Genomic DNA, 23,296 nt, shown 5'->3' with positions numbered 1-23,296 from the left:
GGGGGACCTGCTGTGTACGACCTCGTGATCCGGAACGGCACCGTGGTCGACGGCACCGGCGCTGCGCCGCGACAGGCCGACGTGGCCGTCGCCGACGGCACGATCGTCGCCATCGGCGTGGTCGAGGGCGAGGCCGTCCGGACCATCGGCGCGACCGGGCGCATCGTGACCCCGGGCTTCGTCGACATCCACACCCACCTCGACGCGCAGATCTCCTGGGACCCGCTGGGCACCTCGTCGTGCTTCCACGGCGTGACCTCGGTGGTGATCGGCAACTGCGGCGTCACCTTCGCCCCCTGCCGCCCCGAGGACCGCCAGGGCCTGGCCGAGATGATGGAGTCGGTCGAGGACATCCCGGCCCAGGCGATCATGAGCGGCCTGTCCTGGGAGTGGGAGACCTACGGCCAGTACCTGGCCGACATCGACCGCCGCCCGAAGGGCATCAACATCGGCGGCATGGTGGGCCACAGCGCCCTGCGCCGCTACGTCATGGGCGATCGGGCCACCGAGGCCCCCACCGACGACGACGTGGCCGCCATGATCGAGCTGGTGGAGGAGGCCGTCGGGGCCGGTGCGCTCGGCCTGTCGTCCAGCCGGACCGTGCTGCACAAGGGCGCCGACGGCGAGCCGATCCCCGGCACGTACGCCACCGTCGACGAGCTGGTCGCCCTGGCCGGCGTGCTGGGTCGCGCCGGCAAGGGCGTGTTCGAGACCGCCGCCATGCTCGGGTCCCAGAACGGCGCCACGCCGGAGAGCACGATCGCCGAGGTCGCGGTGCTCGCCGAGATCAGCCGGGCCACCGGCCGCCCCGTCTCGTTCGGGCTGACCGAGACCATCGCCGGCGGCCACCTGCACCGCCAGGTGCTCGAGCTGGTGGCCGAGGCCAACGCGGCCGGCGCCGACATCCACCCCCAGACCACGGTCCGCTCGGTCGGCGTGCTCTTCGGGCTGGCGCACCACTCCCCCTTCGGGGGCTGCCCGTCGTGGCGGGCCCTCGTCGACCTGCCCTTCGAGGAGCGCCTCGCCGCCATCCGCGACCCCGAGCAGCGCGCCGTGCTCGTGGCCGAGGCCGACGCCAGCGAGGGCATCGGGCCCGATCGCCTGTTCCCGCTCGACTCCGTGCCCGCCGACTACCGGCTGGACCCGGAGCGGTCGCTCGCGGCCCGCGCCGAGGCCGCCGGGACCACGCCGGCCGCCCTGTGGATCGACCTGCTCGACGCCACCGACGGCGCCTGCCTGCTCAACTGGCCGTTCCTCAACCAGACGCCCGACGAGGTCGAGCACCTGCTGGCCGACCCCAACGTGGTGCTGGGGCTCGCCGACGCCGGCGCCCACGTCGGCCAGATCATGGACGCCAGCCAGCCCACCTGGTTCCTGGCCCACTGGGTCCGCGACCGCGGCCTCTACGGCCTCGCCGAGGGCGTGGCCCGCCTGACCTCGATCCCCGCCGAGCTCTTCGCCATCCCCGACCGGGGCGTGCTGGCCGAAGGGCGGCCGGCCGACCTCAACGTGATCGACCTCGACCACCTGGCGCTCCCGTTGCCGGAGTTCCACCACGACTTCCCGGGCGGCGCAGGGCGCTGGGTGCAGGGCGCCGCCGGCTACGACCTGACCGTGGTCAACGGCGTGGTGACCGTCGAGGCCGGCGAGCACACGGGTGCGCTGCCGGGCGTGACGCTACGGAGCTGAGGCCAGCTCGCCGTCGAGGCGCAGGTTCAGCTGGACCAGCGGGTCCGACAGGATCTCGGGCTCGGAGGCCACGTCGACCTGGGGCTCGGCGCCCAGCGGGGCGAGCGCCATGGCCCCGGCCCGGAGGCGGAGCCGGCCGCCCGGGTGCTGGAGCAGGGCTTCGCCACCGACCACCACCACGAAGGCGCTGCGATCGGCTTCGACCACCACGAGGGTGGCGGCGCCCGCAGGGACGGTGAGCGTGCCCACGGGCAGCGTGACCGTCACCGAGGCGGCGGCGTCGGTCCGATCGGCCCAGCACCAGCCGGCGTCGAGGCCGAGGCTGATCCCCCCCGGGACCCGACTGGACGACCACGTCGCCACCGTCGGACAGCCGGAGGATGCCGGCATCGAGGGCCACGGTGCCGTCGGCTGCGACCGCCAGGTCCTGCAGGACCGGCACGCGGTTCGACCGGCGCCACGGCGACGGGCTCCTCCGGGAGCACCGCCTCGGGGACCGTCGGTGCGGCGTCGATGACCGGCGTCGCCGTGGTGGGCTCGTCCTCGGCGTGGGCGTCGACCGCAGCCAGCGCGGCGGCGACCTCGTCGTCCGGCACCCAGCGCCAGGCCGGCTCGGCGGCGAGGTCCGACGCCTCGACGGGCTGGTCGGCGGCGTCGGCATCGCCGGCCCGCTCGGCGGCCAGCCGGCCGGCGGCCTGGTCGTTGCGGCGGCGACGAGGGACCGGACCGGTGATCAGGGCGCCACCGACGGCCGGGCCACGATCGGGCACCAGCGGCGCCGTGTCGAGGCCCAGGGCGGGGTCGGCGGCGGGCGGCGTCGGCTCGGTGGCGAAGAGGTCGTCCTCGGCCCGGGGCGCGGGCCGCACAGGCGTCTCGCCGGCGACATCGGGGGCCACCAGCTCCTCGCCCTCGGGGGTGACGGCGCGCAGGCGGGCGAAGCGGAACCGGGCGGCGGTGCCACCGTCGTCGGTGGCCAGCACGTCGGCCGGGTCGAGGCGCTCCTCCGTGAGCGGCACGGGCGCCACGACGACCTGGGGGTGCCACATCTCCTGCGGGCGGACCGGGTGCGGCGACGGCTGCACCACCGCCGGGGCCGGCACCGGCTCGGGCTCGTCGTCGACGGGCGCAGCGGCCGAGCGGTCCACCGGAGGTGCGGGCGGAGGAGGCGGCAGCATCGAGAGGTCCGCAGCCGGCGGCTCGAAGGCGAGGGGGCCGGCCGCGGGCGACGGGGCCGCAGCCGAGGCCGGGGGCGGCGGGGGCGGCGGGAGCTCCGGCGCGGCCGGCGCTGCCGGGGCCTCGGCGGCCATGGCGGCCTCGACGGGCGGTGCGATGGGGGGCGGCGGCGGAGGCAGCTCCGCGTGCGGGACCACCGGCGCGGCGAACGGGGCGGGGTCCTCGACCGGTGGCGCGACGGCAGCGGCCACGGGAGGGGTCGGCGCCGCTGGCGTGGCCGGCTCCGGCTCGAGGTCCGGCAGGGGCTCGATGTCGTAGCTGTGGTCCTCGGGCTCGTCGGCAGCCCGCACCGCGGAGGTCCCGGACGCCCGCGTGAACGGGCTCCAGGCGGCGGGCGGGAGGTAGGCCTCGAGGTCCGCGAGCGGAGAGGTCTCGCTGTCGCCCATCGGTGGCACGTCGGCCATGGCGTGGGCGACCTCGCCCTCGGGCGAGGCCAGGGCGTCGTCGCGGATGTCGTCGAGCTCGTCGAGCCACCCGGCGCGCGAGCGCCGGGTGAAGAGGGCGGCCGACATCGTCAGGGTGGCCACAGCGGTGATGCGCAGTCCAGGGAACACGGGACTCCAATCGGCACGGGCCGTCGAACCCTGAGACGAACGGCCCGATCCGACGACCGATGCCAGGGAGCGCCGCCCGACGGCGGGCGCCGGCAGCCCGGCGACCCTACCGGGCGACACCCCTTCGATGCTCGTCGCCCCCTTTCCATCCCGGACCGCTCCACCGAACCAGCCGGCCGCGGCCCCGCACGGGCCAGAGCCGGTGGCGGTACCGTGCTCGACCGTGCCGGAGCTGCCCGAGGTCGAGACGGTCCGGCGGGGCCTCGAACCGCTGTTGGTCGGCCGCACCCTGGTGACGGCGGGCAGCCACCCGTCGGCCAAGTTCTCGGCAGCCGCCGAGGCCGCCGGGCGCACCGTCGACGCCGTCGACCGGCGGGGCAAGTACCTGCTCGTGGGCCTCGACGACGGCCTCCGCCTCGTGATCCACCTCGGCATGACCGGCCAGCTCCGCGTCGACCCCGCCGGGATCGCTCCCGACCCCTACGACCGAGCGTGGTGGGACCTCGACGACGGCCGGCGCTTCGCGCTCCGCGACGTGCGGCGGTTCGGCCGCATCGCCGTGGTGGGCGACGACGTGCGCTCGCTACCCACCCTGGCCGCCCTGGGCCCCGAACCGTTCGACGCCGCCTTCACGCCGGCGTCGCTGTGGACCGCCCTGCGTCGCAGCAGCACCAAGGTCAAGAGCCAGCTCCTCGGGCAGCGGGTGGTGGCCGGCGTCGGCAACATCTACGCCGACGAGGCCCTGTGGCGCGCCGGCGTGCACCCGGCCGCCCGCACCGTCTCGCGGGCGGCCGCCACCCGCCTGCACCGGGCCATCGTCGAGGTCCTCGCCGAGGGCATCGAGCACGGCGGGACCACGTTGCGCGACTACCGCACCGTCGACGGCGGTTCGGGCGAGAACCAGCACCGCCTCGACTGCTACGGCCGCTCCGGGCTCCCGTGCAACCGGTGCGGCACGACGCTGCGGCGCAGCGTGGTCGATGCCCGGGGCACCAGCTGGTGCCCCTCCTGCCAGCGGCGCTGACCGGCCCCGGTCCGGTGCCCCGCCGTCGAGCGGTGGGATACGGTCGCCCGCCATGGCCGACCCCAGCGCTCCCACCCCCACCGCCGACCTGTTCTCCGTCGCCGGCAAGACCGTCGTGGTCACCGGCGGCACCCGTGGCATCGGCCGCATGATCGCCGGCGGCTTCGTGGCGGGCGGCGCCACCGTGGTCGTCACCTCGCGCAAGGCCGACGCCGTGGACGCCACCGTCGCCGAGCTCAGCGCCTACGGCACCGTCAGCGGCCTGCCCAGCGACCTCTCCACCGAGGACGGCGCCCGCGCCCTGGCCGAGGCCGTCGGCGCCGACCACCCCCAGGTCGACGTGCTGGTCAACAACGCCGGCGCCACCTGGGGCGTGCCCCTCGCCGACCACGACGCCGCCTCCTGGAACCGCGTGCTCGACCTGAACGTGCAGGGCGTGTTCCACACCACCAAGTTCTTCCGCCCGCTCCTGGAGGCCGGGGCCAGCGCCGACCAGCCGTCGCGGGTCATCAACATCGGCTCCATCGACGGCATCCACGTCCCGGCCCTCGAGACGTACTCGTACTCCAGCTCCAAGGCGGCGGTGCACCAGCTCACCCGCCACCTGGCCAAGCACCTCGCCCCGCTGGTCACCGTCAACGCCGTCGCCCCGGGCCCGTTCGAGTCCAAGATGATGGCGGCCACCCTCGACGCCTTCGGCGAGCAGATCGCGGCCACCGCCCCGCTCAAGCGCATCGGGCGACCCGACGACATGGCCGGCGTCGCCCTCTTCCTGGCGTCTCGCGCCGGCGCCTACGTCACCGGCACGATCATCCCGGTCGACGGCGGCATCGCCACCACGGCGTGACCGCCGCCCGCTCGATCCCCACCTCCCACCTCACCTTGGAGCACCACCCATGACCCCCGGCGACGACGACACCCAGGCCTGGCGGCCGGCCGACGACGAGCCCGGCACCGAGGCGTGGCGTCCCGGCAGCGACCCCGCCACCGGGGCTCCCACCGGCGGCGACGCCACCCAGGCATGGACCCCGAGCAGCGGGCCGGAGGGCGACGACGCCACCCGCGTCGTCCCCGGGATCGGCGCCGCCGGCGCCGGTGCAGGCGGCGGCGCCGGTGCCGCGGGCACCGACCCCGCCCCCACCCCGCCCGCGGGCATCTACGTCCCGGCACCGGAGGCCGGGGCCGCCGGCTACGGTGGTGGCGGCTACGACGAGGTGCGCTACGAGGAACCCGCGGCCGGCGGCGGCGGCAACGGCCCGCTCATCGCCGTGATCGTCCTGCTCCTGCTCATCCTGCTGGTGGGCGGGGCGATCTTCCTCACCAGCCGCGGCAGCGACGACGACACCCCCGACACCACGGTCCCGATCGAGACCACCACCTCGTCGACCACGTCCACCACCGTCCCGGGCACCAGCACGACGGTCGTCGAGACCACCACGACGGAGGCCCCCCACCACCACCGTCGCCCCCACCACCACCGCCGCGCCCACCACCACGGCGCCCCCGACGACGACCACCACCGCCGCGCCGGCCACCACCACCAGCACCACCGCCGCCGTCCCCCTGGAGCCAGCCGTCCCCCCCCCGCCCCCTAGCGCCGCTCGCCCGGGCCAGTTCGAGCCCCTCAACCGAACCCGGTGGACCTCCCCGGCCCCCGACCCCGAGAACCCCACCCGGTTCGAGCCCTCTGCCGAACCCGGCGGACATCTCCGGCCCCCATCCCCGAGAACCCCACCCGGTTCGAGCCCTCTGCCGAACCCGGCGGACCTCCCGGGCCCCCGGCCCCGAGAACCCCACCCGGTTCGAGCCCTCTGCCGAACCCGGCGGACCTCCCGGGCCCCCGGCCCCGAGAACCCCACCCGGTTCGAGCCCTCTGCCGAACCCGGCGGACCTCCCCGGCCCCCGACCCCGAGAACCCCACCCGGTTCGATCGCAAAGCCGGCGTACCTGGCGGTTCCACCACCTTGGAACGACGGCGTCGTCAGGCTGCAGGACGTCGGGCGTGGCCCAACGAGAGCCGCACGCGCTGCACCTCTTGTGCCGTCCACGCCGGCCGGCGCCAGACGTCGTGATCGGTCAAGCGCAACACCGAGAAGCCGGCAGCGACCAACTTGGCCTCTCTCGCCGCGTCGTCCTCGACGGCGGACAGCGCCGAGTGGTAGCGCTCGCTGTCGATCTCGACCACCAGAGGCAGCTCCCGGTCCCGGAAGTCGACCCGGCCGCTCCAGTGCTCGTCGTCGCCGAGGTCGACCTGTCGTCGCATGGTCGGCAGCCCCGCCCGTTCCAGGATCTCGTCGAACCGACCCTCGAGCCCGGTAGCGGGCGGAACGTAGTGCTCCGGAAGCGAGTCCAGCAGCCGTCGAAGCGCTGCGGTTCCGGGCCGACCTCGGTGCATGAGCGGCCCCAGCTCACGGCGCATCGATGGCCCGGAGAGCAACCGCTTCGCCCACATCTGGTCGAGCACCCGCTTCAGCCGGAGCGGGTGGAGGCCGTGCGCCACCTGCAGGAGCGCCAGCGCGGGACGCACGACCGGCACGCCATCGAGCACGGTGCCGAACGGATCCGGGAGGTGGCAGGGCCGGTGGACGGTGGCCAGCTTCGTCGCCGTCTCCCGTCCACCACGCACCACGATCAGGTCGATGGGCTCGACGTCGAAGCCGTTCACGCCCCAGTGGGCCAACGCCGAACCGTGCGAGAGGTAGCTGGACGGCCCGACATCGAGCGCAGCGGCGAGCAGCCGTTGCGCCACCGTCCGGGGCGCCCCCGGCCTCCGAGCCACTCGATGCGTGATCGCCACCCACCGCTCGGTGGCCAGCCGGTGCCACCACCCCTCGTCGCTGATCCCCACCGCCCGGACCTGCGCCCGGGTCACCAGTCCGTGTTGGGCTTCCGCCCAACGAGCCAGCTGCGCGTCTGCTCCGATGTCGGTCATGGCCCCGAGTACACCAAGGGGGTGTGACACCCCGCGGCTCGGCCTCGCCGAGGGCGCGGCCCGGGGCCGGGAACCAGGTGGACAACACCGGCCCCCGACCCCGGGAACCCCACCCGGTTCGACGGGGCGGGCCAACCGGGTGGGATCCTCAGGGCTCCGACCCGGCGAGCTCCGCCCGGTTCGAACGTGGCCGGCTCGAACGTGGTCGGCGGTGGGGGCTGGCCTCAGGCGGGCTGGGCGGCGTCGCTGAGCTCGGCCTCGCCGAGGGCGAAGGCCTCGTACTCGTCGCTGGTGTCGGCCCAGTCCTCGAACTGGATCACGCCGAGCTCGCCGAACTTGGTGCGCAGCCAGCCGTCACCAGCGTCGAGCAGGCCCAGCTTCTTGCAGTTCGGCACGATCTTCGAGAACAGCATCTGCTGGAACATCTGCCGGCCCTCGTCCTCCATGGCGAACTTCACGGCCGACTTCACGTCGACGCCCATGCGGTGGAGCACCTCCTGCATGAGCAGGCGGTCGCGCATGCGCACCGCGGACTCGAAGGCGAACTCCTGGCGCTCGCGGATCTCGGCCTGGGTGAGCTCGGTGTAGTACTCCTTCAGCGTCAGCACGCCGAAGGCCACGTGGCGGGCCTCGTCGCTCATGACGTAGCGGAGGAGCTGCTTCAGCAGCGGCTCGGGCGTGGTCATGTGCATGAAGCCGAAGGCGGCCAGGGCCAGGCCCTCCACCATGATCTGCATGCCCAGGTAGGTCATGTCCCAGCGGCTGTCGGCGATGATGTCGTCGAGCAGCAGGCCGAGGTGGGCGTTGAGCGGGTAGTGGCCGTCGAGCTTGGTGTCGAGGTAGCGGGCGAAGACCTCGACGTGGCGGGCCTCGTCCATGACCTGGGTGGCGGCGTAGTACTTGGCGTCGATCCACGGCACGGTCTCGACGATCTTGGCCGTGCAGATCAGGGCGCCCTGCTCGCCGTGCATGAACTGGCTGAGCATCCAGTTGTTCGACTCCAGCGCCATCTGGTCGAACTCCTTGTCACCCCACTTCTCGTACGGGGTGCCGGCGGTCTTGATCTTGCGCTCTTCGGGGTTGTGGCCGAAGGCGAGGCGCTGCAGCTCGACGAGCTCCATGGGGTCGACGGCGGTGTCCCACGGGAGGTCGGTCTCGCCGTTCCACTGGCTGTGCTTGGCCTTCTCGTAGAGCTTGTTGAGGGCGGGGCGCTTCCCCTTCTCGTAGTCCCACGTGAAGATGGCATCGGCGTGGTCCTTGACCGCCCGCACGTTGCTCTCGCCGTCATCGGCGGCGATGGCCATGATGGCCTCGATGTCGTTGATGTCGGCCCGGCCGATGATCTCTTCGTTGGTCGACATGACCCGTTCCCCTTGGTCCGCGGCGGCACCCCTGGCGCGGGGCACTCGATAACGGACGTTATGCGAGGTGGCGGCGGTTGGGAACCCCGGCATCGGTCACACCACGATCGCGAGCGCGGCGCAGCCCCGAGCTAGCAGGCGCCCTGCGCCGGGCGGGCCGGCGGTCCCGTCAGCTCGCCGGGTACGGGTGCGGTGCGCCGCCGAAGACGCGCTCGGCGTTCTCGTGCAGGAACTTGGGCCACACGTGGTCGCGGAACGGCACGTGGGGCAGCTCGGCGTGGATGCGGTCGAGGGTGAGCCCGGCCGCCCAGTACCCGGCGAAGATGACCTTGTCGGCGCCTCGGGTGTTGGCGAAGTCGATGATGTCCTGCGGGTAGTGCTTCGGGGCGAAGGCCGAGGTGGAGTAGTAGAGGTTCGGCCACTTCAGCAGCAGCTTCACCATGAGCTGGGTCCACGGCTCGGCGCCGTGGCGCGTGACGATCTTGAGCTCCGGGAAGAACCAGCAGACCTCGTCGAGCTGGAACGGCAGCTGGGCCTGCATCGGCAGCCGCGGCCCGGGGACGCCGGCGTAGACCACGATCGGCAGCCCGGCCTCCACGCACTTGGCGTAGACGGGGTACATCTTCTTGTCGTCCAGAGCGACCTGGGGCTGGAGGGCGGTGCCCCAGGTGTGCACCGCCTTGAGCTGGCTCCCCCACCGCTCCACCGCGGCGTCGATCTCGCGCAGCGCCTGCATGCCGGTGTTGGGGTCGACGTTCAGGATCCCCCAGAACTTGTCCGGGTGCTCGGTGAGCGCCCGGCGGGCGAGGTCCTTCTCGGTGACGTTGGTCAGGAAGCGGGTGATCCCGAAGCGCTCCATCTCGGCCAGGGTCAGCTCGAGCGGGTCGTCGATCTCGTCGTAGGTGGGGATGTCCTTGAACATGTAGCCCGCCGGCATCTCCATGGTCTGCGTCTCGGCGTCCATGGTGGCCTTGCGGATGTAGTCGTAGACCTTGGCCTTGGCCTCCCGGACGTCCGGGAACGCGAGGAAGGTGTCGGTGATCCCGCCGGCCCGTGCTGCATCGAACGCCGCGTTTCCGGTGGGCTCAGGCATGGGCCGGACCCTACCCGAAACGAGAACGTGTTCTCGTCTGGCCGGGAGCGGAGGTGGGCTACCGTCGGCCGCCGTGAGACTCGGCACGCAAGCCCGTCGGTTGCTGCGCCGGGACCTCCTCCACCGGGTGGCCATCCGGTGGCGGATCGACGTCGTGCGCCGCTTCACCAAGGACGCCATCGCCGACCAGCAGGTGCTCTTCGCGGGGTGGCCGGTGCGCACCGTCTTCGACGTCGGCGCCAACGTCGGGCTGCTCACCGATGCCTACCTCCGCGCCTTCCCGGCGGCGCGGGTGGTGGCGTTCGAGGCGGCACCGCCGGCGCTGGCGGCGCTCGGCCGCCGGTTCGGCGGGGAGGACCGCGTCGAGGTCGTCGACCGGGCCGTGACCGCCACCGACGGCGAGGAGGTCGCGTTCCACGTCACCCCGACCCTCGGCACCAGCTCCCTCCTCGAGCCCCTCGGCGAGCAGAGCACCGTCGTGCACGCGCAGACCGTCTCGCTCGACGGGTGGTGCGCCGCCAACGGCGTCGCCACGGTCGACGTGCTGAAGGTCGACGTCGAGGGCGCCGAGCTCGCCGTGCTGGACGGCGCCGCCTCGCTGCTCGAATCCGGGGCGGTCGGGCTGGTGTTCATCGAGGCCCGCCTGGTGGCCGAGACGGCAGGGGGTGCGCTCCTGCACCACGTCGCCGCCCGCCTGGAGGGCGACGGCTACCTCCTCCACAACCTCTACGGCCTGGTGGAGTCCGAGGCCCGAGGCACGATCTACGGCAACGCCGTCTTCCTCGGTCCCCGCCTGCGCCAGCACGTGGCCGACCAGGCGGAAGACCTGGGCCACCGGGTCTTCACCCGGCGCCTCGGTCACCGCTGACCCGCCGCCTCCATCCGGGCCTCCACCCAGTCGGCCACCTCGGGCAGCTGGCCGACGAGGTCGAACCGCTCGACGAAGCGGCGCCGGGCGTTCGCTGCCAGCTGGTCGCGCACCGCGGGGTCGGCGGCGAGGCGGTCGAGGTGGGCGGCCAGCGCATCGGCGTCGCCGGTCGCGAACAACAGCCCGCCGGCCTCGGGCCCGCGACCGATGATCGACGGGAACTCGCAGGTGTCGGTGGCGACGACCGGCACCGAGAGGGCCATGGACTCCACCACGGCGATGCCGAAGTTCTCCACGATGCTGGCCAGGATCGTGGCTGTGCAGCCCTGCACCTGCTCGAGCACGGCGTGGTGGGTGACCACCCCGGTGAAGGTCACCCGGTCGGCGATGCCCAGCGCCTCGGCTCGCTGCTCGAGCTCGGCCCGGAGGGGCCCCTCGCCGAGCAGCACCAGCCGCACCGGCGCCCGGGTCCGGCTCACGGCGTCGAGCACCGTGGCGTGGTCCTTGACCGGGAACAAGCGGGCCACGCAGGCGAAGGTGGGGACCGCCACCGGCTCCGCCGGGGCCAGGCCGGCGGCGACGTCCGGCACGAGGTTCGGCTGCACCACGACCTTGGCCGCCGGCACCCCGAAGGTGTCGAGGAGCTCCTGGCGACCGGCTTCGCCGATGGCCACGACCGTCGTGGCGAGCCGGTAGGACCACGCCTTGCGGGTGCGGGCCTGGCGTCGCCACCACGACAGCCGGCCGGTGTCGAGGTCGATGCCCGCCGCGAGCGTGTGGTACCACACGATCCGCACCGGGACCCGACGGAGCCACCCGACCACCAGGAGCAGGGTGGCGGCGCCGAAGTGGGCCACGATCGCCTGGGGCCGCACCCGGCCCACCACGCGCCAGCCGAACCACCACGAGCGCACGGACCGGAACGGCCCCGGCCAGGCCAGGACCTCGTCCAGCCCTTCGGTGCCCGGCGGCAGGCCGGGGTGGCGGGCGGCGAGGAACGTCGCGGGACGGCCCCGGCGAGCCAGCTCGGTCCCCAGGCCGCGCGCCATGAGCGACACCGGCGAATCGCTCCACGTGGCCGCGACGACGATCCCGCGCCGCTCCCGGCGCCCCCCCGGCCCACCGGCCTGACGGGCTCAGAGGCCCTCGAAGGTCTGGTCGAGGATCTGGGCCTGCTCCTGGACGTGGATGCCGTGGCTGCCCGTGGCGGGGCTGCCGGAGCCGGTGCGCGACACCTGGCGGTACTTGATGCCCTCGGGCACCAGCGGCCACAGGCGCTCGTTGACGAACGCCCGGGGGCCCATGTTGTCGGGCTCCTCCTGGAGCCAGACGACCTCCTGGGTGTTCGGGTACGAGGCCAGCAGGTCGGTGACCTGCTTGTACGGGAACGGGTACAGCTGCTCGATGCGGACGACGGCAGCGGGGTGGCTGCGCTCGTCGCGCCGGGCGATGGCGTCGTAGGCCACCTTGCCGGAGCAGAAGACCACGCGCTGCACGCTCTCCCGATCGGTGACCGCGGCGTCGTCGAGCAGCTCCTGGAACGAGCCTTGCTCCAGCTCGCTGATGGGCGAGCGGGCGGTCTTGGCCCGCAGCAGCGACTTCGGCGTCATGACCACCAGCGGCTTGCGCACCTCGCGCTGCATCTGGCGGCGCAGGAGGTGGAAGTACTGGGCGGACGTGGTGGCGTTGGCCACCTGGATGTTGTCCTCGGCGCAGAGGGTGAGGAACCGCTCGACGCGGCCCGACGAGTGCTCGGGGCCCTGGCCCTCGAGGCCGTGGGGCAGCAGCAGCACCAGACCCGACGTCTGGCCCCACTTGTCCTCGGCGGCCACCAGGTACTGGTCGATCACGATCATGGCGCCGTTGACGAAGTCGCCGAACTGGGCCTCCCAGCACACCAGGGCGTCCTTGTGCACGACGGAGTAGCCGTACTCGAAGCCCATGGCGGCGTACTCGCTGAGCAGCGAGTCGTAGATCCAGAACTTGCCCTGCTCGGCGTCGAGGTTGGCCAGCGGGGCGTACTCGGCGCCCGTGCCGTAGTCCGACAGGACCGAGTGGCGCTGGGAGAAGGTGCCGCGCCGGGAGTCCTGGCCGGCGAAGCGGATGTCGGTCCCCTCCAGCAGCAGCGAGCCGAAGGCCATGGCCTCGGCGGTGGCCCAGTCGACCTGGCCCTCGGTGACCATCTTGGTGCGGGTCTCGAACTGCTTGGCCAGCTTGGGGTGGATCTCGAAGCCCTCGGGGACCGAGGACATCGTGGCGTAGATCTTGTCCAGCACGGCCTTGGCCACCCCGGTCTCGACGTGGGGCAGCACGCCCACCGCCGGCGGCACCGGCAGGGCGATGACCTCGTCGGCCGGCTTGGCGTCGCGGGTCTCGGTGAGGGCGGTGCCCAGCCGGGCGCTGAAGTCGTCGAGGGCCTGCTCGGCCTCCTCCATGGAGATGTCGCCCCGCTTCACGAGCGACTCGGTGAAGAGCTTGCGGACCGACCGGCGGGCGTCGATGCGCTTGTACATGAGCGGCTGGGTGTAGCTCGGGTCGTCACCCTCGTTGTGGCCGTGGCGCCGGTAGCAGACCATGTCGATGACGACGTCCTTGTGGAACTCCTGGCGGAACGCGTAGGCCAGGCGAGCCACCCGGACGCAGGCCTCGGGGTCGTCGCCGTTCACGTGGAAGATCGGTGCCTCGATCATCTTGGCGACGTCGGTGCAGTACTCCGAGGAGCGGGCCGACTCCGGCGAGGTGGTGAAGCCCAGCTGGTTGTTGATGATCAGGTGGATGGTGCCGCCCACCCGGTAGCCCTTGATGGTGGAGCAGTTGAGCGTCTCGGCCACCACGCCCTGGCCGGCGAAGGCGGCGTCGCCGTGCAGCAGGATCGGCAGCACCGAGAACGCCTCGGGGTCGTTGATGAGGTCCTGCTTGGCCCGCACCATGCCCTCGACGACGGGGTCGACGGTCTCGAGGTGGCTGGGGTTGGCGGCCAGCTCGATCGGCAGGGTGTCGCCGAGGCGGCTGGTGAAGGTGCCGGTCTGGCCCAGGTGGTACTTCACGTCGCCCGAGCCCTGGGTGGAGTCGGGGTCGATGAAGCCCTCGAACTCCTTGAACAGCTGGTCGTAGCTCTTGCCCACGATGTTGGTGAGCACGTTCAACCGGCCTCGGTGGGACATGCCGAGCACGGCGCTGTCGAGGCCCTCGGCGGCGGCGGCCTCAAGGACGGCGTCGATGATCGGGATCGCCGACTCGGCGCCCTCGATGCCGAAGCGCTTCTGCCCCACGTACTTGGTGGCCAGGAACTTCTCGAACGCCTCGGCGGCGTTGAGCCGGCCGAGGACGTGGCGCTGCTCCTCCGGGGTGAGCTTGTCGTCGACGTTCTCGACGTGGCGCTGGATCCAGCGCTTCTGCACCGGGTCCGAGATGTGCATGTACTCGATGCCGATGGTGCGGCAGTAGGCGTTGCGCAGCACGTGGAGGATGTCGCCCAGCTTCATGCGCTTCTGGCCGCCGACGCCGGTGGTGAGGAACTCGCGCTTCGAGGTCCCAGATGGTGAGGCCGTAGGTGGCGGGGTCGAGCTCGCTGTGCATGTGCGGCTCCTTCCACGCCAGGGGGTCCAGGTCGGCGATGAAGTGGCCCCGCACGCGGTGCTGGTTGATCAGCGTCTGCACGTGCATCTGCTTCTCGAGGCGGGCCTGCTCCTTGTCGTTCGGGTTGTCGTCCGACAGCCACTTGACCGCGGTGTAGGGGACGCCCAGCGAGCGGAAGACCTTGCCGTAGAAGTCGTCCTCGCCCATCAGCAGCTCTTGGATGCGCTTCAGGAACAGGCCCGACTCGGCGCCCTGGATGATGCGGTGGTCGTAGGTCGAGGTGACCGTCATGACCTTCGAGAGGCCCATCTCGGCGAGCGCCTGCGGGTCGGAGCCGCCGAAGGCCGCCGGGTAGTCGAGGCGGCCGACGCCCACGATGACGCCCTGGCCGGGCATCAGCCGCGGCACCGACTGCACGGTGCCGATGGTGCCGGGGTTGGTGAGGGTGATGCTGGCGCCGGCGAAGTCGTCGGGCGTGAGCTTGTTGGAGCGCACCTTGCGGATGAGGTCCTCGTAGGCCCCCCAGAAGCCGCGGAAGTCGAGGGTGTCGGCGTCCTTGATGACCGGCACGAACAGCGTGCGGCTGCCGTCCTTCTTCTCGACGTCGACCGCCAGGCCCAGGCCCACGGTGTCGTGGCGCACCACGCGCGGCTTGCCGTCGGGCCCCTCCAGGAAGGAGTTGTTCATGTTGGGGACGTTGTCGGCGACGGCGCGGACGATGGCGTACCCGATGAGGTGGGTGAAGCTGATCTTCCCGCCGCGGGTCCGGGTCAGGTAGCCGTTGATGATGCGGCGGTTGACCTCGAGCAGCTTGGCCGGCACCTCGCGGAACGAGGTGGCCGTGGGCACCTCGAGGCTGGCGGTCATGTTGCGGACGATGGCGGCCGAAGCCCCGCGGAGGACCTCGCCGGGCACTTCGGCGGTGCCGTCGGCGGAGATGCCCGTGCCCTTGGGCGCGGCCGGCTTGGCAGCCGGGGCCGGAGCGACGGCGGGCGGCGGCGACCCCGCCTTCACGGCGGCGACCTGGGCGGTGTCACCCGTGCGACCCGTGGCGGGCAGCGCCTTGTCGGTGACCGTGGCGGTGACGTCGCTGTCGCGCTGGTAGTCGGCGAAGAAGTCCTGCCAGCTGTCGCTGACGGACTTCGGGTCCTCGAGGAACTGCTCGTACATCTCGTCGACGAGCCACGCGTTGGGTCCGAGGGCGTCGGTGGGGCTGGGGTTTTCGGCCATCGGCGTCGAGCCTACCGACCGGCCCCGGTGCTCCGAGTGCTGCTGGCCGTCCACCGAGCACGGCTTCGCTAACCTCGGCCGGCCCCTCCGGGGCAGAGGGGGGCGACATGGCGAACGATCGACGGCTGCTGCTTCCGGTGGTGGCCGGCTTGCTGGTGGTGGGGGTGGCCCTGGGGCTCACCGCTCGCGTCGGGATCGACGTCGGACGGGACTCCAAGAGCTACCTCGACGTGGCCGACGACCTCCGCGACGGGCGCGGCTTCCGCGATCCCGACCACGAGGACGCCACCCACTTCCCGCCGGGGACGGCGCTCGCCATCGCCGCGGTGGCCGTCACCGGGGTGTCGACCACGAGCGCCGCCCTCGTGGTGAACGGCCTGGCGTGGGCCACCACCGTGGTGGCCGGCTTCGCGCTCTACCGCTCGGCGGGCGGCCGGACCGGGCCGGTGGCCTGGGTGGTGGTCCTGTGGCTGGCCGGTGGCGGCACGTTCACCCTCCTGTTCGGGTCGGTGCTCTCGGAGGGGCCCTTCCTCGCCGCGGCGCTGCTGGCCATCGTCGCCGGGGAGCGCTGGGCCCGGAAGCCCACGGTGGCCAACGCCGCCGCCACCTGGGCGTGCTGCGTGGCCACCGTGGCCTTCCGCTACATCGGCGTGGCGCTCGTGGTGGCCTTGGCCCTCCGCGTCCTGCACCAGCGGCGCCCGGCGCGAGCGACGATCGCCGCCCTGGCCCTGGTGGGCAGCACGGTCCTGCCGGTCGGCCTCTGGTACCTGCGGTACCGGGGCCTCCACGGCGCCGACGTCGCCCCGATCGCCGACCGGTCCTTCGCCCCGGGAGACGTCTTCCACTCGCTGGGTGCCCTGGGCTCGGTCTTCGGCGGGGGGCTCCCCTACAGCGAGAACAACCAGATCGTCCTGGCCAAGGTCGACGGCCTGGTCCGTGCGGCGCTGGCCGCGGTGGGCCTGCTCATCGTGGCGGCCGCGGGGTGGTGGGTCGTGCGGACCAGTCGGGGCGGCAAGGCCGCGGTGGCCCGCACGATCCGGACCCAGCGAGACGAGGGGCGGCTCCTCGCCGTCCACTACGCGCTGGCCTCGATCGCCATCCTCGCGGCCTGGCGGTTCTCGATCGGCTACCACATCCTCGCCCGGTACTGGCTGGTGGCCATCGTCCCGCTGGTGGTGGTGCTCGCCGCCGCTGCCTCCCAGGTCGACGCAGCCCGCCTCTCGCCGACGGTGCGACGGGCGTGCGGCGCGGGCGCCGTCCTGTTCCTGGGCGCCAACGCCGTGGTGTCGCTGCGCCTCCTCGCCGGCTAGCTCTTGTTGAACTGGCGGACGGCGAGGGGCACGAACACCACCAGGATCCCGACGATCCAGGCGATGCTCTGCAGGACGTAGCCCCCCGGTGGAGGTGTTGAACACCCCGAAGCGCTGGAGGTCGGCCGAGGCGTCCGGACCGAGCATGAGGCCCCGGGCGGCGCTGACCACCACCGTGACCGGCTGGTGGGCGGCGAAGACCTGGAGCCAACCGGGCATGGAGTTCACCGGGACGAAGGCCGCCGAGGCGAACGTGAGCGGGAACAGGAGCGGGAACGCCACGGCCTGAGCCGCCTCGGCGTTGGCGACCTTGAGCCCGACGAGCGCCATGATCCACGACAGGGCGAAGGCGAACGCCAGCACCAGCAGCGAGGCCGCCACCACGCCGCCCACGCCGTGGGGCCGGAACCCCACGGCCATGCCCACGAGGAGCATGACGACGACCACGCCGGCGTTGCGCAGCAGGTCGGCGCCCGTGCGCCCGGCCAGCACCGACATGCGCACCATGGGCAGCGAGCGGAACCGCTCGATGATGCCGCTGCCCATGTCCTCGGCCAGGCCGATGGCGGTCGAGGTGGCCCCGAACACGACGATCTGGCCGAAGATGCCGGGGATCAGGTAGTCGACGTAGCGCACGTTCGGGATGCGGATGGTCCCGCCGAACACGTAGCGGAACAGCAGCACGAACATGATCGGCTGGATGAAGGTGAACACCAGCAGCTGCGGCACCCGGGTGTAGTGGAGGAGGTTCCGCTTGGCGAGCGCCAGCGTGTCGCGGACCGCCCAGCCCAGCGTGGAGCCGGCGGGCAGCTCGGCCGCTGCGGCCGGCGAGGGGGTGGTGGCCGTCGTGTCGATCGTGGTCATCGGTTCGCTCCCGCGGTGGTGACCGGCCCACGCCGGTCCTGGTCGGTGGTGGGCTCGGTCGGGTCGCCGCCGTCGAGGTCGTCGCCGGCCTCGACGCCCTCGACGTCCTCGGCCCGCCGACCGGTGAGCTTCAGGAAGACGTCGTCGAGGCTGGGCTCGCGCACGGTCAGGCCGCCCACCTCGAGGCCGGCGCCGTCGATGGCCCGGAGCACCTCCATGGCGGTGCGGGCGCCGTCGTCGACGGGGGCCCGGACCGTCGTGCCCTCGACCTCGGCCCCCGGTGCCACGCCGGCGACCGTCGACAGCGCGGCGTGGGCGGCGCCGGCGTCGGCGAACGAGACCTCCAGCACGGTGGCGCCCATCTGGGCCTTGAGCTGCGACGCCGTGCCGTCGGCGATCACGGTGCCGCGGTCGATGACCGCGATCCGGTCGGCGAGCTGGTCGGCCTCTTCGAGGTACTGGGTGGTGAGGAGCAGCGTGGTGCCCTCGGCCACCAGCTCCCGGATGAGGTCCCACAGGTCGTTGCGGGACTTCGGGTCGAGGCCGGTGGTGGGCTCGTCGAGGAACAGCACCGGCGGCCGGTGGACCAGCGAGGCCGCCAGGTCCAGGCGACGCCGCATGCCCCCGGAGAAGGTCTTGAGCGGGCGGTCGGCGGCGTGGGCCAGCGTGAACCGATCGAGGAGCTCGGTGGCCCGGGCCCGGACCTGCGCCCGCGGCTGGTGGGTGAGCTGGCCGACGAGCTCGAGGTTCTCCCGGCCGGTGAGCTGCTCGTCGACGGCGGCGTACTGGCCGGCGAGGCCGATGTTGGCCCGCACCCGCTGGGCGTGCTCGGCGACGTCGAGCCCCAGCACCCGGGCGGAGCCGGCATCTGGCTTGATGATGGTGGTGAGGACGCGCACCGTGGTGGTCTTGCCGGCGCCGTTGGGCCCGAGCAGGCCGTAGACGGTGCCGGCGGGCACCGACAGGTCGACGCCGTCGAGGGCGACGACGTCCCCGAAGCGCTTCGTGAGGCCCGCGACCTCGATGGCTGGTTGGTTCGGCATGTCGACCACCGTCGCGAAACCTTTGAGCATTGTCAAGGATTGATCTGCATCAAAGGTTTGGACCTCCCAATGGTTGGGCCTTGACAACGGTCGCTATCGTCGGGGCATGGGCCTCCCCCCCGGACTTCTCGATGCCGAGCGCCGCCGCGGGCGCCGACGAGCGCACGGTCCTGGCCCACGACGCCTGGGGCCAGATCGCCCGCCTGTTCCTGTCGCAGCAGGCGCGGCGGGAAGAGGTGGCCCAGGAGCTGGGCCTGCACATCAGCGACATGATCTCGCTGTTCCACATGCAGCCCGACGCCGGCGTGACCCAGCGGGCTCTGGCCGAGCACTGGGCCTGCGACCCGTCCTGGGTGACCAACCGGATCGACCGCCTCGAGCAGCTCGGCCTCGTGGAGCGCCGGCTCTCGGCCGCCGACCGGCGGGTGAAGGAGGTCTGGCTCACCCCCGCCGGCGAGAAGACCCGCACCGCGGGCATGGACGGCTTCTCCCGCCCCCCCACCCAGCTCGCCGACCTCCCGGTCTCGGACCTGCGCCACCTGGCCAAGGCGCTGGCCAAGCTCGACCTCCCCGACCCCACGCACGTCGGGATGCACTGAGGGCGCCGCCGCCACCCCCACTAGGTTGGTCACCTCGCGCCGGCAGCCCGGCGCACCATCGCGACCTCGGAGGTACCGCTCTCATGGCGGCGCAGTTCATCTACTCGATGCACAAGCTCACCCGGTTCTACCCGCCGGACCGCGAGGTGCTGAAGAACATCAACCTCCAGTTCTACCCGGGGGCCAAGATCGGCGTCCTCGGCTCCAACGGCGCCGGCAAGTCCTCGCTGCTCAAGATCATGGCGGGGCGCGACGACGGCTTCACCGGCGAGGCCCGCCTCACGCAGGGCTTCTCCGTCGGGATGCTCGAGCAGGAGCCCCACCTCGACGAGACCAAGAACGTCAAGGACAACGTGCTCGACGGCGTGGCCGAGGTGGCCGGGCTGCTCACCAAGTACGACGCCTGCCTGGCCAAGTACGCCGACCCCGACGCCGACTACGAGAAGATCGGCGAGGAGCAGGCCCGCCTCGAGGCCGAGATCGCCGCCAAGGGCGCCAACGACCTCGACCGCAAGCTCGAGATCGCCATGGACGCCCTGCGCCTCCCGCCCGGTGACGCCGAGGTCGCCAACCTCTCCGGCGGCGAGCGCCGCCGCGTCGCCCTGTGCCGGCTCCTGCTCTCGGCACCGGACCTGCTCCTGCTCGACGAGCCCACCAACCACCTCGATGCCGAGTCGGTCGCCTGGCTGGAGCGCTTCCTCCGGGACTACGCCGGCACCATCGTGGCCATCACCCACGACCGCTACTTCCTCGACAACGTGGCCGGCTGGATCCTCGAGCTCGACCAGGGCAAGGGCCACCCCTTCGAGGGCAACTACTCCAGCTGGCTGGAGCAGAAGTCCGAGCGCCTCGCCCTCGAGGAGAAGCAGGCGTCGTCGCGCCAGCGGACCCTCAACCAGGAGCTCGAGTGGGTGCGCATGTCGCCCAAGGCCCGCCAGAGCAAGGGCAAGGCCCGCCTCGCGGCCTACGACAAGCTGCTCGAGGAGTCCAAGCAGGCCGAAGGCCGCGACGCCAAGCTCCAGATCTTCATCCCCTCCGGCGACCGCCTCGGGGACCAGGTGATCGAGGTCGACCACGTAGCCAAGGGCTTCGGCGACAAGCTCCTCGTCGAGGACCTGTCGTTCTCGCTGCCCAAGGCCGGCATCGTCGGCATCATCGGGCCCAACGGCGCCGGCAAGACCACCCTGTTCAAGATGCTCACCGGCCAGGAGCAGCCCGACAGCGGCTCGATCACCATCGGCTCGACGGTGCAGCTGGCCTACGTCGACCAGAGCCGCGACAGCCTCGACGACACCAAGACCGTGTACGAGGAGATCACCGGCGGCAAGGACGACCTGGTGGTCGGCGGCCGCGAGATCCACGGCCGGGCCTACGTCGCCTCCTTCAACTTCAAGGGCTCCGACCAGCAGAAGGCCGTGGGGGTGCTCTCCGGCGGCGAGCGCAACCGGGTCCACCTGGCCAAGCTCCTCAAGGAGGGCGGCAACGTGCTGCTGCTCGACGAGCCCACCAACGACCTCGACGTCGACACCCTCCGCGCCCTGGAGGACGCCCTCGAGGCCTACGCCGGCTGCGCCGTGGTCATCTCCCACGACCGCTGGTTCCTCGACCGCATCGCCACCCACATGCTCGCCTTCGAGGGCGACAGCCAGGTGCGCTGGTTCGAGGGCAACTTCTCCGAGTACGAGGCCTTCCGCAAGAAGGAGCTCGGCGCCGAGGCCGACCAACCCCACCGCATCAAGTACAAGCCGCTCGCTCGGTGACCTGCCTCTCGTAGACGGGCCGACCTCTTCGCGGGTCGGTGGCCTCCGGCGGACCTCGCTGGCGCTCGGTTGCCGCTCCTGGGGGCTCGTTCCTCGCGCTTCGGGAACGGCGGCCGTTCGCTCTTCCTTCCGCTCTCGGGACTCGCTTCGCGTCGTCCCGGGCCGCTCGGGCCCTGTCGCCTTCGGCGAACGCCGCCCGTCCCTGCTCGTTCGCTGGGTGCGAACCACCGCCTCGGTGCCGGTCCGCCGAACTCGAACGGTGGTTGACCCGATCTCTGCTCACCGCGGCTCGTTCAGCGAATGAGCAGGGGCTACCCATGTGGTCGGCCGTGGTCTGGTGTTGGGTGGGGGCATGTCGTCGAACGATCGCCTGCCGTCGTGACCCCCGAGGAGCTCGTGGTGGTGGGGGCCACGTGGGCCGACCTCTCGCCGCGCGCTGCAGCGCTGGGCGAGGCCTTCTACCGGCACCTGTTCCGGCTGCACCCCGAGGTGCGGGAGCTGTTCCCGGACGACCTCGGCGACCAGCAGGACAAGTTCACCGCCGAGCTCGAGGTCCTGGTCTCGGTGCTCGGCGACTTCGGCACCTTCCTCGACCGCACGGCCGACCTGGGCGGCAGCCACGCCGCCTACGGGGTGCGAGCCGCCCACTACCGAGCGAGCCGCGACGCCCTGCTCGCCGCGCTCAGCGAGGTCGGCGGCCCGGAGCTGGCCCGCGGCCACCCGAGCGGTGCGCTCGAAGCCTGGGCCGGGGTCCACGACCTGGTGGCCGAGCGGATGATGACCGCCCGGGCGCCCTCAGGCTGAGCGGCGGCGGAGCAGCACGACGCCGGCGACGAAGGTCCACATGTCGCCGATCCCGGCGCCGGTGCGCTGGAGGGCGCCCACGTAGTCGTTGCCGTAGGCCGAGGCGAGGAAGAGGATCGACGCCACCCCGGCCACGATCGAGGCGATGGCCGCCCACCCGTGCCCGGTGCGGGTCAGGCCCCGAGCCGCCAGGACGGGCAGGGCGGCGATGCTGAGGTAGGCGATCAGGGCGGCGTTCCCGTGGCGGTCGTCGATGAACGTCGACCGGTGGATCGGGAACAGGGCCACGCCGATGAGCGCCAGGCCGTTGACGGCCGCCGCCGGCCAGGCCAGCCGGACCGACGAGCGGCGCAGGGCCTGGGAGCCGATCACCATCAGCACGCCGTAGGCCACGAACACCACGAACATCGGCCAGCGCCGGGGGCTGTCGACGGCGGCGAGGTCGCTGATGGCCTGGCGGCGGGGCGAGTAGGTCGACCACGTGGCGCCCATCACCGCCCACCCGCCCACGAACACCACGGGTGCGGCAACCAGCGCCCACGCCGCCCGGGACGGTGCCTCCGACCCGGCAGGAGCGGTCACGGCAGCGGCATCGGTCACCGCGGGAACGTACCCCGCCCGTGGGGTCGGCAGCAGCGGGCGCCGCAGTACGGTCGCCCCGTGCCGCGGTTCGACGCCATCTTCCTCGACGCCGGCGGGGTGCTCGTGTGCCCGCAGCCCGAGCGCATCGTCGAGCGGTTCGCCGCCGCAGGCTTCGACGTCGACCCCGACCGGCTGTTCGAGGCGCACTACCGAGGCGTCCTCGCCATCGATGCGGCCGAGGCCGAGCCCGAGGTGTTCGGCGACTACCACCAGGCCTACGCCACCCACCTCGGCCTCGTCGGAGACCGCCAGGCCGCGGCCACCGCGGTGCTCGAAGGGCTCTGGGAGCAGAGCGGCCTCTGGACCCAGCCGCTCCCCTGGGCCGCCGAGGCGCTCGCCGCCCTCGCGGCCACCGGCATCCCCATCGTGGTGGTGTCGAACGCCGACGGCACCGTGGCCGACCTGCTCACCGCCTCGGGCCTGCTCCAGGTGGGCCCCGGCCCGGGCGTCGAGGTCGCCGCGATCGTCGACTCCGGCGCGGTGGGCGTGGCCAAGCCCGATCCCGCCATCTTCGAGCTGGCCCTCGACCTCGTCGGCGCCACCGCCGATCGCGCCGTCCACGTGGGCGACGCCTACCAGTACGACGTGCGCGGCGCCCGGGCCGCCGGCGTCCACCCGGTCCTCGTCGACCCGCTCGGGGTGCGCGAAGCCGTCGACTGCGACCGCATCGCCACCCTGCTGGACCTGCTCCCGCTCCTGGCCTGATCGCTC

20 protein-coding genes and 2 pseudogenes are annotated in these 23,296 nt (G+C 72.7%); 11 read left to right on the top strand and 11 right to left on the bottom strand.

Annotated elements, in window-relative coordinates:
- Positions 1 to 12: 12 nt before the first annotated feature.
- Entirely contained in the window at positions 13 to 1,689 is a 1,677-nt protein-coding gene (locus KSP35_RS01610; protein WP_216998504.1) for an amidohydrolase family protein, read from the top strand.
- Here the strand turns inward: KSP35_RS01610 and KSP35_RS01605 are convergent.
- Both KSP35_RS01605 and KSP35_RS01600 read right to left on the bottom strand, forming a co-directional pair.
- Positions 1,678 to 1,938: a hypothetical protein gene (locus KSP35_RS01605; protein WP_216998503.1), complete on the bottom strand. Its 261-nt coding sequence runs from the start codon at positions 1,936 to 1,938 to the stop codon at positions 1,678 to 1,680. The two genes, KSP35_RS01610 and KSP35_RS01605, sit on opposite strands and share 12 nt — an antisense overlap.
- Positions 1,939 to 1,952: 14 nt before the next feature.
- The gene (locus KSP35_RS01600; RefSeq protein ID WP_216998502.1) at positions 1,953 to 3,476 is read right to left on the bottom strand and encodes a hypothetical protein; all 1,524 of its coding nucleotides are present in this window, start codon (positions 3,474 to 3,476) and stop codon (positions 1,953 to 1,955) included.
- A 223-nt stretch (positions 3,477 to 3,699) separates the two neighbouring features.
- Here KSP35_RS01600 and mutM point away from each other — a divergent pair, with 223 nt between their 5' ends.
- Genes mutM through KSP35_RS01585 form a run of 3 tightly spaced genes read left to right on the top strand, consistent with a single transcriptional unit; the run spans position 3,700 to position 6,095 of the window.
- Positions 3,700 to 4,500: a bifunctional DNA-formamidopyrimidine glycosylase/DNA-(apurinic or apyrimidinic site) lyase gene (gene mutM, locus KSP35_RS01595; protein ID WP_216998501.1), complete on the top strand. Its 801-nt coding sequence runs from the start codon at positions 3,700 to 3,702 to the stop codon at positions 4,498 to 4,500.
- A 52-nt stretch (positions 4,501 to 4,552) separates the two neighbouring features.
- Positions 4,553 to 5,347: an SDR family oxidoreductase gene (locus KSP35_RS01590; RefSeq protein ID WP_216998500.1), complete on the top strand. Its 795-nt coding sequence runs from the start codon at positions 4,553 to 4,555 to the stop codon at positions 5,345 to 5,347.
- Between the two features lie 49 nt (positions 5,348 to 5,396).
- Positions 5,397 to 6,095, top strand: coding sequence for a hypothetical protein (locus KSP35_RS01585; protein ID WP_216998499.1), 699 nt, complete (start codon positions 5,397 to 5,399; stop codon positions 6,093 to 6,095).
- Positions 6,096 to 6,481: 386 nt separating this feature from the next.
- On the opposite strand, the gene KSP35_RS01580 is transcribed toward KSP35_RS01585, so the two are convergent.
- The 3 genes from KSP35_RS01580 to KSP35_RS01570 form a co-directional block, all read right to left on the bottom strand.
- Positions 6,482 to 7,462 (bottom strand): endonuclease domain-containing protein, encoded by a 981-nt coding sequence (locus KSP35_RS01580; RefSeq protein WP_216998498.1) that lies wholly within the window; start codon positions 7,460 to 7,462, stop codon positions 6,482 to 6,484.
- Positions 7,463 to 7,656: 194 nt separating this feature from the next.
- Entirely contained in the window at positions 7,657 to 8,793 is a 1,137-nt protein-coding gene (locus KSP35_RS01575) for a ferritin-like domain-containing protein (RefSeq protein ID WP_216998497.1), read from the bottom strand.
- 169 nt (positions 8,794 to 8,962) lie between these two features.
- Positions 8,963 to 9,886 (bottom strand): amidohydrolase family protein, encoded by a 924-nt coding sequence (locus tag KSP35_RS01570; protein WP_216998496.1) that lies wholly within the window; start codon positions 9,884 to 9,886, stop codon positions 8,963 to 8,965.
- A 73-nt stretch (positions 9,887 to 9,959) separates the two neighbouring features.
- On the opposite strand from KSP35_RS01570, the gene KSP35_RS01565 reads away from it, so the two are divergent.
- Positions 9,960 to 10,754, top strand: coding sequence for an FkbM family methyltransferase (locus tag KSP35_RS01565; protein ID WP_216998495.1), 795 nt, complete (start codon positions 9,960 to 9,962; stop codon positions 10,752 to 10,754).
- On the opposite strand, the gene KSP35_RS01560 is transcribed toward KSP35_RS01565, so the two are convergent.
- The 3 genes and pseudogenes from KSP35_RS01560 to KSP35_RS23840 form a co-directional block, all read right to left on the bottom strand.
- Positions 10,745 to 11,803, bottom strand: a complete 1,059-nt coding sequence (locus KSP35_RS01560; RefSeq protein WP_216998494.1) for a glycosyltransferase family 4 protein — start codon at positions 11,801 to 11,803, stop codon at positions 10,745 to 10,747. The genes KSP35_RS01565 and KSP35_RS01560 overlap by 10 nt on opposite strands.
- Before the next feature lie 87 nt (positions 11,804 to 11,890).
- Entirely contained in the window at positions 11,891 to 14,239 is a 2,349-nt protein-coding gene (locus KSP35_RS23845) for a multifunctional oxoglutarate decarboxylase/oxoglutarate dehydrogenase thiamine pyrophosphate-binding subunit/dihydrolipoyllysine-residue succinyltransferase subunit (protein WP_254126929.1), read from the bottom strand.
- Positions 14,240 to 14,600: 361 nt separating this feature from the next.
- Positions 14,601 to 15,503, bottom strand: a pseudogene (locus KSP35_RS23840) (2-oxo acid dehydrogenase subunit E2); the annotation flags it as partial.
- 167 nt (positions 15,504 to 15,670) lie between these two features.
- Here KSP35_RS23840 and KSP35_RS23835 point away from each other — a divergent pair.
- The gene (locus KSP35_RS23835; RefSeq protein ID WP_254126928.1) at positions 15,671 to 16,873 is read left to right on the top strand and encodes a hypothetical protein; all 1,203 of its coding nucleotides are present in this window, start codon (positions 15,671 to 15,673) and stop codon (positions 16,871 to 16,873) included.
- 204 nt (positions 16,874 to 17,077) lie between these two features.
- Here KSP35_RS23835 and KSP35_RS25435 read toward each other — a convergent pair.
- A pseudogene (locus tag KSP35_RS25435) lies at positions 17,078 to 17,587 on the bottom strand (ABC transporter permease); the annotation flags it as partial.
- 40 nt (positions 17,588 to 17,627) lie between these two features.
- Between KSP35_RS25435 and KSP35_RS25015 the strand changes: the two are divergent.
- Positions 17,628 to 17,759: a hypothetical protein gene (locus KSP35_RS25015; protein WP_256444519.1), complete on the top strand. Its 132-nt coding sequence runs from the start codon at positions 17,628 to 17,630 to the stop codon at positions 17,757 to 17,759.
- Here the strand turns inward: KSP35_RS25015 and KSP35_RS01545 are convergent.
- Positions 17,734 to 18,780: an ATP-binding cassette domain-containing protein gene (locus KSP35_RS01545; protein ID WP_216998493.1), complete on the bottom strand. Its 1,047-nt coding sequence runs from the start codon at positions 18,778 to 18,780 to the stop codon at positions 17,734 to 17,736. The genes KSP35_RS25015 and KSP35_RS01545 overlap by 26 nt on opposite strands.
- Before the next feature lie 131 nt (positions 18,781 to 18,911).
- Here KSP35_RS01545 and KSP35_RS01540 point away from each other — a divergent pair, with 131 nt between their 5' ends.
- From KSP35_RS01540 to KSP35_RS01530, 3 genes are all read left to right on the top strand, one after another.
- Positions 18,912 to 19,379 carry a MarR family winged helix-turn-helix transcriptional regulator gene (locus KSP35_RS01540; RefSeq protein ID WP_216998492.1) on the top strand — a complete coding sequence of 156 codons (468 nt, stop codon included), beginning with the start codon at positions 18,912 to 18,914 and terminating at the stop codon, positions 19,377 to 19,379.
- An 83-nt stretch (positions 19,380 to 19,462) separates the two neighbouring features.
- Positions 19,463 to 21,139 carry an energy-dependent translational throttle protein EttA gene (gene ettA, locus KSP35_RS01535; protein ID WP_216998491.1) on the top strand — a complete coding sequence of 559 codons (1,677 nt, stop codon included), beginning with the start codon at positions 19,463 to 19,465 and terminating at the stop codon, positions 21,137 to 21,139.
- 378 nt (positions 21,140 to 21,517) lie between these two features.
- Positions 21,518 to 21,943 (top strand): globin domain-containing protein, encoded by a 426-nt coding sequence (locus KSP35_RS01530; RefSeq protein WP_216998490.1) that lies wholly within the window; start codon positions 21,518 to 21,520, stop codon positions 21,941 to 21,943.
- Here the strand turns inward: KSP35_RS01530 and KSP35_RS01525 are convergent.
- Positions 21,935 to 22,543 carry a DUF998 domain-containing protein gene (locus KSP35_RS01525; RefSeq protein WP_216998489.1) on the bottom strand — a complete coding sequence of 203 codons (609 nt, stop codon included), beginning with the start codon at positions 22,541 to 22,543 and terminating at the stop codon, positions 21,935 to 21,937. The genes KSP35_RS01530 and KSP35_RS01525 overlap by 9 nt on opposite strands.
- A gap of 60 nt (positions 22,544 to 22,603) precedes the next feature.
- Here KSP35_RS01525 and KSP35_RS01520 point away from each other — a divergent pair, with 60 nt between their 5' ends.
- Entirely contained in the window at positions 22,604 to 23,290 is a 687-nt protein-coding gene (locus KSP35_RS01520; protein ID WP_216998488.1) for an HAD family hydrolase, read from the top strand.
- Positions 23,291 to 23,296: the final 6 nt, after the last annotated feature.

It is taken from the genome of Aquihabitans sp. G128 (assembly GCF_019048865.1).
Lineage (GTDB): Bacteria > Actinomycetota > Acidimicrobiia > Acidimicrobiales > Iamiaceae > Aquihabitans.
Note: the sequence above shows the minus strand (reverse complement) of the source record. Positions and strands in the feature narration are given on the sequence as shown.

What these genes read in the sequence shown, in the direction of transcription:
- KSP35_RS01575 (WP_216998497.1), bottom strand. Translation starts at nt 8,793, where the DNA reads ATGTCGACCAACGAAGAGATCATCGGCCGGGCCGACATCAACGACATC.
- KSP35_RS01560 (WP_216998494.1), bottom strand. Translation starts at nt 11,803, where the DNA reads ATGGCGCGCGGCCTGGGGACCGAGCTGGCTCGCCGGGGCCGTCCCGCG.
- KSP35_RS01545 (WP_216998493.1), bottom strand. Translation starts at nt 18,780, where the DNA reads ATGCCGAACCAACCAGCCATCGAGGTCGCGGGCCTCACGAAGCGCTTC.
- KSP35_RS01570 (WP_216998496.1), bottom strand. Translation starts at nt 9,886, where the DNA reads ATGCCTGAGCCCACCGGAAACGCGGCGTTCGATGCAGCACGGGCCGGC.
- KSP35_RS23845 (WP_254126929.1), bottom strand. Translation starts at nt 14,239, where the DNA reads ATGAAGCTGGGCGACATCCTCCACGTGCTGCGCAACGCCTACTGCCGC.
- KSP35_RS01540 (WP_216998492.1), top strand. Translation starts at nt 18,912, where the DNA reads ATGCCGAGCGCCGCCGCGGGCGCCGACGAGCGCACGGTCCTGGCCCAC.
- KSP35_RS01590 (WP_216998500.1), top strand. Translation starts at nt 4,553, where the DNA reads ATGGCCGACCCCAGCGCTCCCACCCCCACCGCCGACCTGTTCTCCGTC.
- ettA (WP_216998491.1), top strand. Translation starts at nt 19,463, where the DNA reads ATGGCGGCGCAGTTCATCTACTCGATGCACAAGCTCACCCGGTTCTAC.
- KSP35_RS01585 (WP_216998499.1), top strand. Translation starts at nt 5,397, where the DNA reads ATGACCCCCGGCGACGACGACACCCAGGCCTGGCGGCCGGCCGACGAC.
- KSP35_RS23835 (WP_254126928.1), top strand. Translation starts at nt 15,671, where the DNA reads ATGGCGAACGATCGACGGCTGCTGCTTCCGGTGGTGGCCGGCTTGCTG.